This window comes from Mycolicibacter virginiensis (assembly GCF_022374935.2).
Taxonomy (GTDB): domain Bacteria; phylum Actinomycetota; class Actinomycetes; order Mycobacteriales; family Mycobacteriaceae; genus Mycobacterium; species Mycobacterium virginiense.
In genome coordinates, this window is sequence record NZ_CP092430.2 from 3,438,046 (window position 1) to 3,454,650 (window position 16,605).

A 16,605-nucleotide genomic window follows, 5' to 3' on the forward strand; every position below is an offset into this window, starting at 1 on the left:
GCCTATGAGAGCACTGCCCTCCGACAAGTCTGGGCGCGGCTGGCACCATCGACGGGTGAATCCCGATCATCGACTGCATGTGCACCGCTACGGCCCGGACGGACCGGTGGGGCTCCTGGCGATCCACGGGCTGACCGGTCACGGGGCTCGCTGGCGCTACGTGGCCGAGCATCTGTCCGACATTGCCGTCGCGGCACCGGACCTGATCGGCCACGGGCACTCATCGTGGGCGGCCCCGTGGAGCATCGACGCCAACGTCGCGGCGCTGGTGGCGCTGCTGGAGGACGGCGCTGCTGGCCCGGTCCCGGTGGTCGCGCATTCCTTCGGCGGTGCCATAGCGCTGCATCTAGCCGTGGCACGGCCCGATCTGGTCGACACGCTGATCCTGCTCGACCCGGCGATCGGCCTGGACGGCGAGTGGATGGCCACGATCGCCGCTGCGATGCTGGCCTCTCCCGACTACCCCGACCCTGCGGAGGCGCGGGCCGAGAAGGAGAACGGCGCGTGGTCCGACGTGGATCCCGGCCTGCTCGACATCGAACTCGCTGAGCATTTGGTCGCGCTGCCCGCGGGCCGCTTCGGTTGGCGTATCAGCGTGCCCGCGGTGATGTCGTACTGGAGCGAGCTGGCCCGCCCCGTGGTGCTGCCGAAATCCACGCCGACCACCGTGGTGCGGGCCACCCGCACCTCGCCGCCGTATGTGGAAACGGCGCTCATCGATGGTTTGCGGGATCGGCTGGGCGCGAACTTTCAGCTGGTGGACTTCGACTGCAATCACATGGTCGACCAGGCCCGTCCCGCCGAGGCTGCCGCCGTGATCCGCGCGCAGCTGGCCCGGCGCTAGGAGCGCGGTCCGTGGCGGCCATCACCGACGAACAGGTCGAGCTGGTGCGCGCGCTGATCATCAGCGTGCCCGCCGGCCGGGTCACCACCTATGGCGACGTCGCTTCCGCGGCAGGGCTTTCCAGTCCTCGCATCGTGGGCTGGATTCTGCGCATCGACGGCACCGATCTGCCCTGGCACCGGGTGCTCCCGGCGTCCGGACGGCCGACGGACCACTTGCGCACCGAGCAGTTGGAACGCCTTCGCGCCGAAGGAGTCCTGGCCGTCGACGGGAAAGTGGATCTGCGCACGCTGCGACACCGGTTCTGACGGCGGCACATTCGGCGAGCGTGTACTGAGCGCGAAAAATTGGCCGAAATCTCGCGCTGTGTACACGTTCGGCGAGCAAAGATAAGCGAAGCGAGAAAGCTAGAGCGCCAGGCGGACCAACGCGGCCGTGCGGGCCAGCCCGGGGAACGCCTCCTCGGTCGAGCGCGGATGCAGCGCGTGTACGGCAAGGCGGAACATCAACGCGCGCAGCAACATCTGCGGCCACTCGGGCAGTGTTTCCCACCGCTCGATCAGCCCGTCGTCGGCGTCACCCCACGAGAGGGCATCGACCACCACCACCCCGGCAGCCCACGAGGCGGGCCGCCAGTAGGGCGTGATATCGGTGATACCGGGCGCCGCGGCGCCGGAGAACAGCACCGTGCCGTACAGGTCGCCGTGCACCAACTGGCTGGGACTCTTGGTGGGTTTGCGCAAGGTGGCCAACTGGTTGATCAGGTCGATCGACCGCTGACCGTCCACCGAGCCCGGTGCCAGCCGTGCACCGGCCTGCAGCGAGGCGAACGGGCGTTCCTCCCAGGCCGCCCGGTCCGCGGCGATGAACACGTCGACGTCGGCCCACGGCGCCACCGGCGCCTGGGTCAAGAATCGGGGCCGCTCCAACTTGGAGGTGGCTTCGTGCAGCCGAACCGCCGCCGAGACCACCTCGTCATGGCGCGGTTCGGGGCAGCCGCCGACGAAGGTGTCCGCCCGCCAACCCGACACCACGTAGCGTCCGTCGGTGGAGCGCACCGGGCGGGCCAGGCGGATGCCGTCAGCGAACAGGGTCTCGCGTACTTTCGCCGACCACGCGGCCCTGGCATGGTCGGCGACCATCGACAGGACCACTTCCCCGCACTTCCAGCCGTCTTCCCAGCCGGCCCCAAGCGGTGTGGGTGAAACGTTGCGAATACCGAACGTCGCCAGCACATGTTCGGGCGGCGGCTCGATGGTCACGCGATAAGACTAGCCGCGGTGATCGCGAGCGCGGCGGAGCCGGGCGCGGCGGGTCACCGCATAAACCGCTAGTACATGACCATGTCGGGCTGCATCTGCTTGGCCCACGCCACAATTCCCCCCTGCAGGTGGACCGCGTTGGCAAAGCCGGCCTTCTTCACGGTGGCTAGGGCCTGGGCCGAACGGACCCCGGTCTTGCAGTACAGCACCGACATTCGGTCCTGCGGGAGCTTCGCCAGGCCCTCACCGGTGTTGATCGTCGATTGCGGGACCAACTGGGCACCCTCGATGCGGTTGATCGCCCACTCTCCCGGCTCGCGCACGTCGATCAGTGCCAGCTGTTGCCCGGAGTCCAGCAGCTCACGCAGCTCGGCGGGAGTGATCGTGGACCCGGCGGCCGCGGCGGCGTCCTCCTCGGCAACCACGCCGCAGAACGCGTCGTAGTCGACCAACTCGGTGATCGTCGGTGTGGCGGGGTCCTTGCGGATCGCAATGGTGCGGTAGCTCATCTCCAACGCGTCGTAGATCATCAGCCGCCCCAGCAGCGATTCTCCGATACCGGTGATCAGCTTGATCGCTTCGGTGCCCATCACCGACCCGATCGAGGCGCACAGCACCCCGAGCACACCGCCCTCGGCGCACGACGGCACCATTCCCGGCGGCGGGGGTTCGGGGTACAGGTCGCGGTAGTTGAGGCCGCGCTCATTGCCGTCCTCGTCGGCTGGCGCGTCCTCCCAGAACACCGACACCTGGCCCTCGAAGCGGTAGATCGAGCCCCAGATGTAGGGCTTGTGCGCCAACACCGCCGCGTCGTTGACCAGGTAGCGGGTGGCGAAGTTGTCGGTGCCGTCCAGGATCAGGTCGTACTGCGCGAACAGTTCGACGGCGTTGGACGCCTCCAGCCGCACCTGGTGCAGCTGCACCCGTACGAGCGGATTGACCTCGGCAATCGAGTCCCGGGCGCTTTCGGCTTTGGTGCGGCCGATGTCGGAGACCCCGTGGATGACCTGGCGCTGCAGGTTCGACTCTTCGACGACGTCGAAGTCGACGATCCCGAGGGTGCCGACGCCGGCGGCGGCCAGATACAGCAGAGTCGGCGCGCCTAGCCCGCCGGCGCCGATCACCAGCACGCGGGCGTTCTTGAGTCGCTTCTGCCCCTGCACGCCGACATCGGGAATGATCAAGTGGCGGCTGTAGCGCGCTACTTCATCCCTGGTCAGCTCGCCGGCCGGCTCCACCAGCGGCGGCAGTGATATCGGCACCGGGCAATCTCCTCAACGTCGCGTCCGCCAACCCATCACAGCAGCTGGTGGGGGCAACGACAAACCGCGGGCGAAGCTTCCCGAAAGGCAGCCGACCCGCTCAGGCAATCGGAGACGGCCAGGGGTTGAAGCGGCAGGTCTTCCCGTCGGGCTTGACCCAGTCCGGGTCGAACTTCGCCGCGTCGTCGTTAGAGGTGCCGAACGTCTGCTGCATCATCACCGGCGCCAGCCCGTCCTGCTTATCGCACGGCTCATGGTGCTGGTAGCCGATGGCGTGGCCGACCTCGTGGTTGATCAGGTACTGCCGGTAGGACCCGATGTCGCCCTGGAAGGGCACGGCACCGCGAACCCAGCGGGCTTCGTTGATGAACACCCGCGGCTCCGACTTGGCCCCGTAGGACGGGTTGTAGCAGGACGCCTCCAGCGGAATCTCGTAGCCGCAGCCCTCCCGGACCGTGATCGGCGACGTCAGCGAGATCCGGAAATCAGGAGCAATCGGGCTCGTGCCGTCCACCCGCACGAAGCCGATCTGCGGGGTGTGCGTCCATCCCTTGGGGTTACGCAGGGTCTGGTCGACCATCCGGGCGAACGCCTCGTCGCCGCCGAATGCGGTGGTATCGATGCCGTTCTCCACCTCGATGGTGTAGGCGAACACCTTCTCGGTGCCCTGTCCGAACTCCGGCTCCGTACCCGGAATGACGTGCCAGGACATGTCGCCGGCTTCGGTGAACGGGCCGCCGTTGGGCAGCACCCCGGTCGGCAGGTTGACGTCGAACTCGGTGAGGCCACGCGGTGGTGCGCCGATGATCGAGGTGCCCGCCGATCCGATCGTCGGCGGCCCCTGGACCGTGTCGTCGGCGGCCTGGGTGCGCACTCCGGTGCCGGTCACCGTCTGATACACCACCACGACGGTCAGAGCCATGAGCACCGGCAGCGCATAGGCGCGCCAGCCGTAGGTGGACACGAACCTGCCCAGCCAGGTCTGCTTGCGCCACTGGCGGTGCACATCACGGTCAGACCGCAACCGCCCAGCACCGGCCGCGAGCGGGTCACGCTGGGCGCGCAGGGGCTCTCGGAAGCGATCCCGCAGCACCGGGGCTCGACCGCCGCCGCTCCGCCCCGGGTCGTAGGTCACCGTCCCAGAATGGCACAAGGTCTGCGAGCTGGGACTCTGCGGCACGCCAGGAGGTGCGCTGCGAGGAGTTCGAAATGGCGATCGACGGCCGATTGTCGGATGTCGCTGGTGGAAGTGACGGGCGCAGCGCGTAGTCTCGCTCTCACGCACCGGCCGTCGCGGACCCAGGTCCCAGGCGCCGGCCGAACCAGATTGAGGAGTCGATGAGCAAACCGATCGACACGGCAGAGCGGGACGGCGCTCAGCCGACCGGCCGCCGCTCGAGCGGCGCCAAGGCGGCGACCACCGGCGGCCGTCGAGGCAGCCGGCTCCCCCGCGACGAGCGCCGGGGTCAGCTGCTGATCGCCGCCAGTGATGTATTCGTCGACCGCGGCTACCACGCAGCCGGCATGGATGAGATCGCCGAGCGGGCCGGGGTCAGCAAACCGATCCTCTACCAGCACTTCGCGTCGAAACTGGAGCTGTACCTGGCGGTGCTGGCCCGGCACGTGGAGAACCTGGTCTCCGGCGTCCGTCAAGCATTGCGGACCACCACCGACAACCGGCAGCGGCTGCGGTCGGCGGTGCAGGCTTTCTTCGACTTCATCGAGCACGACAGCCAGGGCTATCGGCTGATCTTCGAGAACGACAACGTTGCCGAGCCGCAGGTCGCGGTTCAGGTGCGAGTGGCCACCGAGTCCTGCATCGACGCGATTTTCGACCTGGTCAGCCACGACTCCGGCCTGGACCCGCACCGCGCCCGGATGGTCGCGGTCGGGCTGGTCGCGATCAGCGTCGACTGCGCCCGGTACTGGCTGGACAGTGACCGCCCGATCTCCAAGGACGACGCCGTCGACGGGACGGTGGCGTTCGCCTGGGGCGGGCTGTCACACGTGCCCCTTACCCGGTAGCGGCGTCAGCACCGATCCCGAAACCGACCCGCCGGCTGTCGGCGACACCGATCTCCACGTAGGCGATCTTGGCGGCCTGCACCAGGAATCGGCGGCCCTTCTCGTCGGTGAGGGCGAGCAGTCCAGCACCGTCTGCGCCCTTGCCCAACGCGGCGCCGACCAGCTTCTCGACCTCATCGGGCGTCTGCGCACTGTTGATGACCAGTTCGCGCGCGCTGTCGGTGACCCCGATCTTGACCTCCACGCCTGCCCCTTTCGTTTGCGTTGGGCGTTGCTAAGCAGGCTAGTGGACGGGGGCCCGGTTGGTGCGCACCGGCCGTTCGCCCTCGGCGATAACGGACTTTTCAGCGCTGCTGAATACGGACCATATTGCCGGCGGGATCACGGAACGCGCAGTCCCGCACGCCATATGGCTGTTGCGTGGGCTCTTGGACCACTTCAGCGTCCTTCGCCTGCAACCGGTCAAACGTGCCGTCAAGGTCGTCGGAGGCCAGCAGCAGCGTGCCGTAGGTCCCCTTGGCCATCATTTCGGCGATGACGCGGCGCTCAGCGTCGGTAACCCCGGGGTTGGCCGCCGGCGGGCACAGAACGATCGAGGTATCGGGCTGCTTGGGGGGACCGACCGTGATCCACCGCATTTTTCCTTTTCCGACGTCTAGGCGCACCTCGAAGCCCAGCGCGTCGCGGTAGAAGGCCAGGGAGGCCTCCGGGTCGTCGTGCGGCAGGAAACTCGAATGAATGGTGATATCCATATCGGTCACGGTAGGGGCAGCGCGCCGGTTGGGGCTTCTCGATTCCTGATCGGTCTGGTGACCTGTTTTTCCAGGCACGACGGGATGCCCTCCGTGAGGTGCATGGTCTCCGCCCGATAGCGGCTGGGTGGCATTCCGACGAGTTCGGTGAAGCGCGTACTGAAGGTCCCCAGCGATGAGCAGCCCACCGCGAAGCAGACCTCGGTGACGCTCATATCGCCGCGCCGCAGCAGTGCCATCGCGCGTTCGATCCGCCGGGTCATCAGGTACGAGTACGGCGATTCGCCGTAGGCGAGCTTGAATTGTCGCGACAGGTGCCCGGTGGACAGGTGCACGTCGCGCGCCAGTGCCTCCAGGTTCAGCGGTTGGGCGTAGTCGCGGTCGATCCGGTCCCGGACGCGCCGCAGCCGCGCCAGGTCGCGCAGATCCTGGGCATGCCCGCCGGTCACGCGCTGACATTATCGCGACGACCCGCTTCGCCCGGCTCCGCCGCGCTCGCGATCGCCGCTATCCCATGGCGACGACCCGCTTCGCCCGGCTCCGCCGCGCTCGCGATCGCCGCTAACCCACCTAAGCCAGGCCCAGCTCGCGCATGCGTTCGTCGTGGGTGTGTTGGAGGCGATCGAAGAACCCGGCCAGCTGGGCCAGCCCGGCCGCCCCCGACACCACCAGGTCGACGAGTTCGTCGCGGTCGGCCAACACGTACTGGGCCTGGGTGATCGCCTCCCCGAGCAGGCGACGCGACCACAACGCCAGCCGGCTGCGCTGTTTGGCGCTGGCTGTCACCGCGCCGCGCACCTCGTCGACGACGAACTGCGAATGCTTGGTCTCGGCGAGCACCGCACGCACCACATCGCCCACCTCGTCAGGCAGCCCGTCGGCGATCTGCAGGTAGAAGTCGGCGGCCATCGCGTCGCCGATATAGGTCTTGACCAATGCCTCCAGCCAGGTGCTGGGCATCGTCAGCCGATGGTAATTGTCAAGGGCGGTAGCGTATTTCGACATCGCCGCGACCACGTCGACGCCGCGGCACTCAAGCGCTTCGCGGAGCAGTTCGAAGTGGCCCATCTCCGCGGCGGCCATCGCCGCCATCGAGATCCGGCCGCGCAGATCGGGCGCCATCCGGGCTTCGTCGGTGAGCCGATAGAACGCGGCCACCTCGCCATAGGCCAGTACCGCGAAGAGCTCGTTGACACCGGGATGATCGGCGGACAGCCGCGGCGGGGAAGACTGCGCTTCCGCGTCGGCGGAGGGAACCGAATTCATCACCACACTGTATGCGTTCCGCGGCGATGGACCGTTGCCCGGCCCGACCAGGTAGTATGAGCCCCAGGCAGTGCCTGTTCGGCGCTGCCGCGCAATGTGCGTACACGTGGTTGGCCCGCCTCCTCGGCGAGTGCAGGGCCCCCGGCGGTGCCTTCGAAAATGGGCAAAGTATCGACCGTCTCCAGTGTGTGCGCCCCGACCCGCACCGCGATCGACTGACATACCGCGCCGACTTCGAAAGGCATCTGCCCGCGCATGACCCCACTGATCTCTACCACCGTTCCCACTACCCCTCCGAGCTTCGCCGAACTGGGCGTTCGCGACGAGATCGTCCGCGCACTGGCCGAGGACGGTATCGAGCACGCCTTCGCGATCCAGGAGCTGACGTTGCCGCTGGCCCTGGCCGGCGACGACCTGATCGGCCAGGCCCGCACCGGCATGGGCAAGACCTACGGCTTCGGCATCCCGCTGCTGCAGCGGGTCACCACCAGCCCGGACCGGCCGCTGACCGGCGCACCGCGAGCGTTGGTCGTGGTGCCCACCCGTGAGCTGTGCATCCAGGTCTCCGGCGACCTGGCCGACGCGGCCAAGTACCTGACCGCCGGGGACCGTCCCCTCTCGGTGCAGGCCATCTACGGCGGTCGACCCTACGAGCCGCAGATCGAGGCGCTGCAGGCCGGCGCCGACGTGGTGGTGGGCACTCCGGGCCGGCTGCTCGACCTGGCCCAGCAGGGACACCTGCAGCTGGGCGGCCTGTCGGTGCTGGTGCTCGACGAGGCCGACGAAATGCTGGACCTGGGCTTCTTGCCCGACATCGAGCGCATCTTGTCTCGCATCCCCGACGACCGGCAGTCGATGCTGTTCTCGGCCACCATGCCGGGACCGATCATCACGCTGGCCCGCAGCTTCATGAACCAGCCCACCCACATCCGCGCCGAGGCGCCGCACTCCTCGGCGGTGCACGACGCCACCGAGCAGTTCGTCTACCGGGCCCACGCGCTGGACAAGGCCGAACTGGTGGCGCGGGTGCTGCAGGCCCGCGGCCGCGGCGCCACGATGATCTTCACCCGCACCAAGCGGACCGCCCAGAAGGTCGCCGACGACCTGGGTGAGCGCGGGTTCAAGGTGGGCGCGGTGCACGGCGACCTGGGCCAGGTGGCCCGGGAGAAGGCCCTGAAGCAGTTCCGCGGCGGTGACATCGACGTTCTGGTCGCCACCGATGTGGCCGCCCGCGGCATCGACATCGACGACGTCACCCACGTCATCAACTACCAGTGCCCCGACGACGAGAAGACCTACGTGCACCGCATCGGCCGCACCGGCCGGGCCGGGCGCACCGGCGTCGCGGTCACCTTGGTCGACTGGGACGAGCTGGCCCGCTGGACGATGATCGACAAGGCTCTCAACCTGTGCTGCCCGGATCCCGCGGAGACCTACTCGAGCTCCCCGCACCTGTTCACCGAGCTGAACATTCCCACCGACGCCGGCGGCTCGATCGGCAAGGCACGCCGGTCACCGGCCAAGCGGTCCGACGACGAAACCCGTGAGACCGCGGCGGACCGCGAGCGTGCGCCCCGCAACCCGAACCGGTCTCGCCGCCGCACCCGGGGTGGTCAGGCGAACGCCGCCGACGGCGCCCCGCAGAGCGTCGAGTCGGGTGAGGCCGGCACCGCCGCGCCCAGCGAGACCACTGGGCCCAGTGCGCCGCGGCGTCGCCGCCGCCGCCGCCCGAACAAGACCGCGGCCGCTGCCGCGAACGGCAGCTGAGTTAGGCCGCCCAGATGGTGCGACCCGAGCGCCGCACCTCCGGTGATCTGGTCGCGGCGGCCCTGATCGCGGTCGTGATCGTCGTCGTCGGAGTGGTCATCTGGTGGACCAGCGATGCCCGCGCCACGATCAGCCGGCCGGCATCGGACTCGGCGACCAATCCCCCATCGGCGGCGATGGTGCCCGCGGCGCTGTCGCAGCTGTGGACAGCGGCCAGCCCGGCAACCTGGGCCCCGGTGTTGGTCTCCGGCACGGTGATCACCGGTGACGGTCCGCGGATGAGCGGACGTGACCCGGCCACCGGGGAGGAGCGCTGGAGCTACTCCCGCGACGTCGACCTGTGCGCGGTGTCCTGGATCTACCGTTACGCCGTCGCTGTCTATCCCGACTCCCGCGGGTGCGGCCAGGTCAGCGCGGTTGTCGCCGCCGACGGCCTACGCGGCCCGGCCCGCACCAGCTACGCCGACCGGGCCGTGCGGGTCTCCTCCGAGGGCAGCGCGGTGCTCTCTGCCGGCTCCACCCGCTTGGAACTGTGGCGTTCGGACCTGGTTCGAGTGATGTCTTACGGGGAGATCGACGCTCGGGTGAAACCCTCGGCGCGCGGCCGCGGACAGGGCTGCACCCTGATCTCGGCGGCGGCGGCCTCCTCGGCGGTCTCGGTACTGGAGTCCTGCGCGGGCCAGTCCGATCTGCAACTGACCCTGCTGCGCGCGGGCAAGGAGGAAGACGAGCCGGAGACCCAGCACATCGCCGAACGCGGCGTGACCGCGGACTCCGGCGCGCGGGTGCTTGCGGTGACCGACTCCGACGCCGGCGCCAACACCGCGGTCTATCTGCCCACCCCGCAGCCCCGGATCGAGGTCGTCGACCAGACCGGCACCACGATCGCCAAGACCATGCTGCCGGCCAAACCCACCGCCGCCAGCGCCACATTGCCGGTCTCGCGGCCCACCGGGTTGATCTGCTGGTGGACCGGCGACGCCGTGATGGTGTTCGACTCCGGAACGCTGACCTACCGCTACACCGTTCCGGCATCCGGCGCCGCGGTTCCGTTGGGGCCGGCGGTACGAATGGCCGACCGCCTACTGATCCCGGTGACCGACGGGGTCGGCGTCTTCGACCAGGACACCGGCGCGCCTGAACGCATCATCCCGGTCAGCCGCCCGCCCGGGGTGTCGACGGTGTTTCCGGCGGTGTCGGGTCCGACGGTGTTGGAGCAGCGCGGCGACACCGTCGTCGCGCTGGGTTGATGGCGTGCGACCCGCTTCGCCCGGCTCCGCCGCGCTCGCGATCACCGCTGGGCTGATGGCGGCGACCCGCTTCGCCCGGCTCCGCCGCGCTCGCGATCACCGCTGGGCTGATGGCGGCGACCCGCTAGATCTCTGGGGTGAAGGTGGGCAGCGTCTTGCCGTTCTTCCAGTACTTGAGCAACGCCTCGGCCAGCTGCCGATAGGCCTGCGCGCCCTTGTTCTTGCGTCCGGCGATCACTGAGGCGCCCGATGCGCTGGCCTCGGCGAAACGCACCGTCCGCGGGATCGGCGGAGCCAGTACCGGCAGCTCGTAGCGGTCGGCGATGTCGAGCAACACGTCGCGACTATGGGTGGTGCGCGAGTCGTAGAGCGTCGGCAGGGCCCCCAACAGGTGCAGCTTGGGGTTGGTGATCTGCTGGACGTCCGACACGGTGCGCAAGAACTGGCCGACGCCTCGATGCGCCAGGGTCTCGCATTGCAGGGGCACGATCACCTCGCCGGCCGCGGTGAGACCGTTGAGGGTCAGCACGCCCAACGACGGCGGACAGTCAATGACCGCCACATCGAACTCGTCTTCCAGCTTGGCCAGCGCCCGCGCCAGGACATACTCGCGGCCGGCGCGCATCAGCAGCATCGCCTCGGCGCCGGCCAGGTCGATGTTGGCCGGCAGCAGGGTCATCCCCTCGTCGGTCGGTACCAACGCCGTGTTGGGCTCCACCTCGCCCAGCAGCACCTCGTGCACCGACACCGGCAGCTTGTCGGGGTCGTGGCCCAGGGAGAAGGTCAGGCAGCCCTGCGGGTCGAGGTCGACCAGCAACACCCGCCGACCCAGCTCGGCCATCGCCGCACCCAGCGAAGCCACCGTCGTGGTCTTGGCCACGCCGCCTTTCTGGTTGGCAACCGCCAAGATCCGCATCCCCGTCACACCGACATACTGGCACGGCTTGGCTCCACGGAGCACCAAACGCCGCTCGGTGTCCGCCGTCGGGCAGAATCGACGGGCGTGGGGATCGAGGAGCACCGACTTCTGCTGCTGCGCCACGGGGAAACCGAGTGGTCCCAAAGCGGTCGGCACACCGGGCGCACCGATCTGGAGTTGACCGAGGTGGGCCGGCGCCAAGCCCTCGCCGCCCGCGCAACGCTGACAAAGCTTGCGTTGGACAACCCGCTGGTGATCTGCAGCCCGCGCCGCCGCGCCCAGGTGACCGCCGAGCTGGCCGGACTGCACGTCGACGAGATCTCCGACGACCTCGCCGAGTGGGACTACGGCCGCTACGAAGGGCTGACCACCGCGCAGATCCGCGAATCCGAACCCGACTGGCTGATCTGGACACTCGGCAGTGCTGGCGGTGAGACGGTGGCGCAGGTCAGCGACCGCGCCGACCGGATGGTTGCGTCGGCGCTGCGGCAACTCCCCTCACGTGATGTGGTGTTCGTCGGACACGGCCACTTCTCCCGGGCGGTGATCACGCGGTGGCTGGAGCTGCCGTTGGCCGCCGGAGCGCGTTTCGCGATGGCCGCGGCCTCAATGGCCGTGTGCGGCTTCGAGCACGGGGTGCGCCAGCTCATCGCGCTCGGTCTGACCGGACCTCAGGCCGCAGGGCTGTGACAACACTGCCACCGACGTTCGTCCTTTCCGGGCCCTCCGGGACGCTGTCGGCCGACGCGATGACAGCCGGTTTCGCCGATGTCGCCGCCGCCCAGGCCGCATTGTCCTGTGGGCAAGCACCAATAGTGGTGGGGGCGTTGCCTTTCCGCCCTGATGCTGCCGCGGCCCTGTTCGTCCCGCGCGAGGTGCGACGCGACGACGCGCTGGCGCTCGCAGGCGGCGCGGCACTTCCGGCGGTCCGCATCGTCGCGCAGATTCCGCAGCCCGACGAGCATCGAGCCCGGATCCGCCGGGCCCTGGACGAACTGACCGCGTCGCGCAGTGCCCTGCACAAGGTGGTGTTGGCCCGCGGGCTGCGCCTGGCCGCCGATGCCCCGCTGGATGCCGGCACACTCTTACACCGGTTGATCACCGCCGATCCGAGCGGCTACGGCTATCTGGTCGACCTGAGTGCGGCCGGACAGCCCTACGCCGGCACAGCCCTGGTGGGCGCCAGTCCTGAACTGCTGGTTGCCCGCGAAGGCGACCGGGTCACCTGCCGGCCCTTCGCCGGTTCGGCGCCCCGCTCCCCCGACGCGCAAGTCGACGCTGCCAACGGAGCCGCACTGGCCGAGTCCGGCAAGAACCGCCACGAGCATCAGTTGGTCGTCGATCAGCTGCGTGCGGCCCTCGGCCCACTGTGCACCGAACTCGATGTCGCGCCGGAGCCGCAGCTCAGCAGTACCTCCGCGGTGTGGCACCTGAACACGCCGATCACCGGCCGGCTGCGCGACTCCTCCACCACTGCACTGGATTTGGCACTGGCACTGCACCCGACCGCCGCCGTCGGCGGAATTCCTACCGCCGCTGCGGTCGACCTGATCACCGAGCTGGAGGGCGACCGGGGTTTCTACGCCGGCGCGGTCGGCTGGTGCGACGCCGACGGCGACGGCCGCTGGGTGGTGTCGATCCGTTGCGCGCAACTGTCCGCCGATCGTCGATCCGCGCTGGCCCATGCCGGCGGCGGGATCGTCGCCGAATCCGATCCGGACGAGGAACTGGCCGAAACGGTGACGAAGTTCGGCACGATCCTGTCGGCTATGGGCGTCGTTCCGCCCAGCGCAGCGCCGACGGACTGAATAACGCCGCCAGCACCGCCACGGCCGCCACACCGACCACCACGCCGTAGCCCCAGCGGTGTGAGCCCACCCCCAGGTACCAGGCGACCGGCAACAGCAGCAGATTGGCGAACACCGCTATGCCGCGCCCCACCCGCCGGCCGCGCAGCAGCGCCCACCCGGCCGCCGACACCGCGACACCGACGAAGGCGAACCATGCTGCGGTGCCGTAGCCATTGGCGTCATGCTGATCCGCGCCGGCCAATGCCCGCGCCACCAGCACCACCGCGACAACCAGCGCGGCCGCGCCCTGCACAGCGACAATCAGGCCCGCGCCCAGTACAGCGCGCGGTGAGTCAGCGACGGCTTTCACGCCGCCAGCGTAACCACCCGGTCCATCTCCTCCGATGCCCATAGACTCGGATCCCGTGCGTGCCGTGCTGATCGTGAACCCCAATGCCACATCCACTACGCCGGCGGGGCGCGACCTGCTCGCCCACGCGCTCAAGAGCCGCCTCGACCTGACCGTGGTGCACACCGACTATCGCGGCCATGCCATCGAGATCAGTCAGGCCGCGTCCCGGGACGGCATTGACCTGGTCATCGCGCACGGCGGCGATGGGACGGTGCACGGCGTAGTCAACGGCCTGCTCGGGGCACCTGGTTCACCGCCACCGGCGCACCTGCCCGCGGTGGCGGTGGTGCCCGGCGGATCGGCGAACGTGTTCGCGCGTTCGTTGGGCATCGCGGCCGACCCGATCGCCGCTACCAACCAGCTCATCGAGTTGATCAACCACCCGGCGGGCCGTACCGCGTGGCGCCGGATCGGTCTCATCGACTGCGGCGAGCGGTGGTCGGTCCTCAACGCCGGCATGGGAGTCGACGGCGAGGTGGTGGCCGCGGTGGAAGCCGAACGCGAGAAGGGCCACGCCGTCACCCCGCTGCGCTATATCCGCGCGGCGGTCCCCGCGGTATTGGCCACTACCCGCCGGGCGCCGACGTTGACACTGCAACTGGGCGATGACCAGCCGGTCGAAGGGGTGCACTTCGTGTTCGTCTCGAACTGCGCGCCGTGGACCTATGCCGACGAGCGGTGCGTGTGGACCAACCCCGACACCACCTTCGAGTCGGGAATGGGCGTGTTCGCGACCACCAGCATGAAAGTCCTACCCACGCTGAGGCTAGTTCGGCAGATGCTGTCGAAACGGCCCAAGCTGCGCGCCAAACAGCTCATCCGCGACGACGACGTACTCGCCCTGCGGGTGGATGCCGGCGACACACCGATAGCGACTCAGATCGATGGCGAATATCTCGGGCTACGTACCACGATGACGTTCCGGGCGGTTCCCGACGCGCTGGACGTCGTCGCCCCTCCGGTAGAGAAAGTCCGCTGACCTGCGGAGATAGCGCTCAATTCGCTCGATGAGCGCACAGTTAAGCCCACTGTAGTACACCTACGCAGGCAAGCTGGCAGCAGCCCCGCGCAAACGTGACCTTGGCCACGTGATAAAGCGCACCCTTGACATCTGTCCAGGCTGTGAAACGATCGAGCGATCGGATGCAAGCCGTAATCATTTCTTGCGCCGCTTATACACAGTCGAAAAGCACTAGCGCACCCCGCTGCGCCCAAAGTAAGGAGTTGGAGACCTATGGATTGGCGCCACAAGGCGGTCTGTCGCGACGAGGACCCGGAGCTGTTCTTCCCGGTGGGAAACAGCGGGCCGGCTCTCGCCCAGATTGCTTCCGCTAAGCAGGTCTGCACCCGTTGCTCGGTAGTCACCGAGTGCCTGACCTGGGCGCTGGAGACCGGCCAGGACGCCGGCGTGTGGGGCGGCATGAGCGAAGACGAGCGGCGTGCGCTCAAGCGCCGCAACGCTCGGACCCGGGCGCGCAGCGGGGTCTGACCTCAGACAAGAGCGACGCGGCCCCGACCTGGTCGGGGCCGCGTCGCTTTGTGTCGGGACCTGCCTCACAACGCCTGACGCAGCCGGCGACCACCGACCGGAATGCGCAGAACCATCTCGGTCCCACCGCCTGGCGCGTCTTGCGCGGTCAGCGAGCCGTTGAGCTCCGCTGAGACCAGCGTGTTGACGATCTGCAGGCCGAGCCGGTCGGAGGTTTCCAGCCGGAACCCGTCGGGAAGCCCGTGGCCGTCGTCGTGGACCACGACGTCGAGCCAGCGCGCCGAACGCTCGGCCCGGATGGTCACCGCTCGCCGGTCCGCCTCTGCCTCGAAGGCGTGCTCGATCGCGTTCTGCACCAGTTCGGTGATCACCATGATCAACGCGGTGGCCCGGTCGGCGTCCAGCGACCCGATCGACCCGATCCTGGCGACATGAATCGGGATATCCACACTGGCAACGTCATTCATCATCGGCAGGATGCGGTCGATCACCTTGTCGAGGTTCACCACCTCGTCGACCGACATCGACAACGCCTCGTGGACCAGTGCGATCGACGACACCCGCCGCACCGACTCCAGCAGCGCCTCGCGGCCCTCAGTACTGGCCGTGCGGCGGGCCTGCAGTCGCAGCAGCGCCGCCACGGTCTGCAGGTTGTTCTTCACCCGATGATGGATCTCTCGAATGGTCGCGTCCTTGGAGAGCAGCGCGCGGTCGCGGCGCTTCACCTCGGTGACGTCTCGAACCAGCACCGCCGCCCCCGCCGGCTGGCCGTGCACGATCAGCGGCAGGGTACGCAGCAGCACCACCGCCCCGGCCGCGTCGACCTCGAACCGCATGCTCGATCCGCCCGACAGTGACTCACGCACATGTTCGGCCAGCTCGTGCGCCTCGAATGGGTCGGAGATCAGCGGACGGGTGATGGCGACCAGGTCGTGACCGGCCAGCTCGGCGGCCAGGCCCATCCGGTGGTAAGCCGACACCGCGTTCGGGCTGGCGTAACGGACCGTGCCATCGACGGCCAGCCGGATGAAGCCGTCGCCCACTCGCGGACTCGAGCGCGACACCGCGATGTCGCCGACGTCGGGGAAGGTGCCCTCGGAGAGCATGTGCACCAGATCTGCCGCGCAGTCCAAGTAGGCCGCCTCCAACCGGCTGGACTCCCTGCCGCCCGTCAACGCGGTCTGGTGGGTCAGCACGGCCACAATCCGGTCGCCGTGCCGCACCGGCACTGCTTCCATATTGCGTTGTCCGGCAATGCCTTCTCGCCCGATGACACCCGATTCGAATGCCGCGACCGCCAGCGGCATCCACTCCGGCACGACGATGGTGCCGACGGCATCGCTCAGCAGCACCGTGGGCGCGGTATTGGGCCGGCATTGCGCCACGCACACCAGCGCACCGTCGGCGTCGGGGTCGCGGCGCACCCACATCAGGTAGTCGGCGAACGACAGGTCCGCCAGCAGCTGCCACTCCCCGACCACGGCATGCAAGTGGTCCACCGCACTGCCGGGCAGAACGGTGTGTTCGGCGAGCAGGTCACCGAGGGTGGACATCGGCTAGCTTGCGC

General features: G+C 68.8%; 19 protein-coding genes. 9 read left to right on the forward strand and 10 right to left on the reverse strand.

Features of this window, described 5'->3' with window-relative positions; genetic code table 11:
• The first annotated feature begins 55 nt into the window (after positions 1 to 55).
• Positions 56 to 844: an alpha/beta fold hydrolase gene (locus MJO54_RS16660; protein WP_240175201.1), complete on the forward strand. Its 789-nt coding sequence runs from the start codon at positions 56 to 58 to the stop codon at positions 842 to 844.
• 11 nt (positions 845 to 855) lie between these two features.
• Complete coding sequence (locus MJO54_RS16665; RefSeq protein ID WP_046285555.1) at positions 856 to 1,152, forward strand: MGMT family protein; 297 nt, start codon at positions 856 to 858, stop codon at positions 1,150 to 1,152.
• 99 nt (positions 1,153 to 1,251) lie between these two features.
• Here MJO54_RS16665 and MJO54_RS16670 read toward each other — a convergent pair whose 3' ends face one another.
• The 3 genes from MJO54_RS16670 to MJO54_RS16680 form a co-directional block, all read right to left on the reverse strand.
• Positions 1,252 to 2,106, reverse strand: coding sequence for a TIGR02569 family protein (locus tag MJO54_RS16670; protein ID WP_046285554.1), 855 nt, complete (start codon positions 2,104 to 2,106; stop codon positions 1,252 to 1,254).
• A gap of 68 nt (positions 2,107 to 2,174) precedes the next feature.
• On the reverse strand, positions 2,175 to 3,368 hold the full coding sequence (gene moeZ / locus MJO54_RS16675) for an adenylyltransferase/sulfurtransferase MoeZ (RefSeq protein WP_240175202.1): 1,194 nt from the start codon (positions 3,366 to 3,368) through the stop codon (positions 2,175 to 2,177).
• 100 nt (positions 3,369 to 3,468) lie between these two features.
• Entirely contained in the window at positions 3,469 to 4,503 is a 1,035-nt protein-coding gene (locus tag MJO54_RS16680; protein WP_064887996.1) for a DUF3152 domain-containing protein, read from the reverse strand.
• A gap of 203 nt (positions 4,504 to 4,706) precedes the next feature.
• On the opposite strand from MJO54_RS16680, the gene fasR reads away from it, so the two are divergent.
• A complete protein-coding gene (fasR, locus tag MJO54_RS16685) occupies positions 4,707 to 5,393 on the forward strand; it encodes an HTH-type transcriptional activator FasR (RefSeq protein ID WP_046285552.1) in 687 nt (228 codons plus the stop codon).
• On the opposite strand, the gene MJO54_RS16690 is transcribed toward fasR, so the two are convergent.
• The 4 genes from MJO54_RS16690 to MJO54_RS16710 all read right to left on the reverse strand — a co-directional run bounded on the left by MJO54_RS16690 (position 5,383) and on the right by MJO54_RS16710 (position 7,411).
• Positions 5,383 to 5,637: a DUF3107 domain-containing protein gene (locus MJO54_RS16690; protein WP_046285551.1), complete on the reverse strand. Its 255-nt coding sequence runs from the start codon at positions 5,635 to 5,637 to the stop codon at positions 5,383 to 5,385. The genes fasR and MJO54_RS16690 overlap by 11 nt on opposite strands.
• A gap of 100 nt (positions 5,638 to 5,737) precedes the next feature.
• Positions 5,738 to 6,145 carry a VOC family protein gene (locus MJO54_RS16695; protein WP_046285550.1) on the reverse strand — a complete coding sequence of 136 codons (408 nt, stop codon included), beginning with the start codon at positions 6,143 to 6,145 and terminating at the stop codon, positions 5,738 to 5,740.
• A gap of 5 nt (positions 6,146 to 6,150) precedes the next feature.
• Complete coding sequence (locus MJO54_RS16700; RefSeq protein ID WP_105295851.1) at positions 6,151 to 6,594, reverse strand: helix-turn-helix transcriptional regulator; 444 nt, start codon at positions 6,592 to 6,594, stop codon at positions 6,151 to 6,153.
• A gap of 121 nt (positions 6,595 to 6,715) precedes the next feature.
• Entirely contained in the window at positions 6,716 to 7,411 is a 696-nt protein-coding gene (locus MJO54_RS16710) for a ferritin-like fold-containing protein (protein ID WP_046285548.1), read from the reverse strand.
• 255 nt (positions 7,412 to 7,666) lie between these two features.
• On the opposite strand from MJO54_RS16710, the gene MJO54_RS16715 reads away from it, so the two are divergent.
• The gene (locus MJO54_RS16715) at positions 7,667 to 9,178 is read left to right on the forward strand and encodes a DEAD/DEAH box helicase (protein ID WP_046285547.1); all 1,512 of its coding nucleotides are present in this window, start codon (positions 7,667 to 7,669) and stop codon (positions 9,176 to 9,178) included.
• 14 nt (positions 9,179 to 9,192) lie between these two features.
• On the forward strand, positions 9,193 to 10,428 hold the full coding sequence (locus tag MJO54_RS16720) for an Rv3212 family protein (protein WP_240175203.1): 1,236 nt from the start codon (positions 9,193 to 9,195) through the stop codon (positions 10,426 to 10,428).
• A gap of 124 nt (positions 10,429 to 10,552) precedes the next feature.
• Here MJO54_RS16720 and MJO54_RS16730 read toward each other — a convergent pair whose 3' ends face one another.
• Positions 10,553 to 11,344 carry a ParA family protein gene (locus MJO54_RS16730; protein ID WP_434085447.1) on the reverse strand — a complete coding sequence of 264 codons (792 nt, stop codon included), beginning with the start codon at positions 11,342 to 11,344 and terminating at the stop codon, positions 10,553 to 10,555.
• Positions 11,345 to 11,431: 87 nt separating this feature from the next.
• Here MJO54_RS16730 and MJO54_RS16735 point away from each other — a divergent pair, with 87 nt between their 5' ends.
• The gene (locus MJO54_RS16735) at positions 11,432 to 12,037 is read left to right on the forward strand and encodes an acid phosphatase (protein WP_064888002.1); all 606 of its coding nucleotides are present in this window, start codon (positions 11,432 to 11,434) and stop codon (positions 12,035 to 12,037) included.
• Positions 12,038 to 12,096: 59 nt separating this feature from the next.
• Positions 12,097 to 13,155: an isochorismate synthase gene (locus MJO54_RS16740; protein ID WP_240175989.1), complete on the forward strand. Its 1,059-nt coding sequence runs from the start codon at positions 12,097 to 12,099 to the stop codon at positions 13,153 to 13,155.
• On the opposite strand, the gene MJO54_RS16745 is transcribed toward MJO54_RS16740, so the two are convergent.
• On the reverse strand, positions 13,115 to 13,549 hold the full coding sequence (locus tag MJO54_RS16745) for a hypothetical protein (protein ID WP_064888006.1): 435 nt from the start codon (positions 13,547 to 13,549) through the stop codon (positions 13,115 to 13,117). The two genes, MJO54_RS16740 and MJO54_RS16745, sit on opposite strands and share 41 nt — an antisense overlap.
• Positions 13,550 to 13,562: 13 nt before the next feature.
• On the opposite strand from MJO54_RS16745, the gene MJO54_RS16750 reads away from it, so the two are divergent.
• A complete protein-coding gene (locus MJO54_RS16750) occupies positions 13,563 to 14,528 on the forward strand; it encodes a diacylglycerol/lipid kinase family protein (RefSeq protein WP_046285541.1) in 966 nt (321 codons plus the stop codon).
• 255 nt (positions 14,529 to 14,783) lie between these two features.
• Positions 14,784 to 15,038, forward strand: coding sequence for a WhiB family transcriptional regulator (locus tag MJO54_RS16755; protein ID WP_024443658.1), 255 nt, complete (start codon positions 14,784 to 14,786; stop codon positions 15,036 to 15,038).
• Positions 15,039 to 15,103: 65 nt separating this feature from the next.
• Here the strand turns inward: MJO54_RS16755 and MJO54_RS16760 are convergent, their stop codons facing one another.
• The gene (locus tag MJO54_RS16760; protein ID WP_064888009.1) at positions 15,104 to 16,591 is read right to left on the reverse strand and encodes a two-component system sensor histidine kinase PdtaS; all 1,488 of its coding nucleotides are present in this window, start codon (positions 16,589 to 16,591) and stop codon (positions 15,104 to 15,106) included.
• Positions 16,592 to 16,605: the final 14 nt, after the last annotated feature.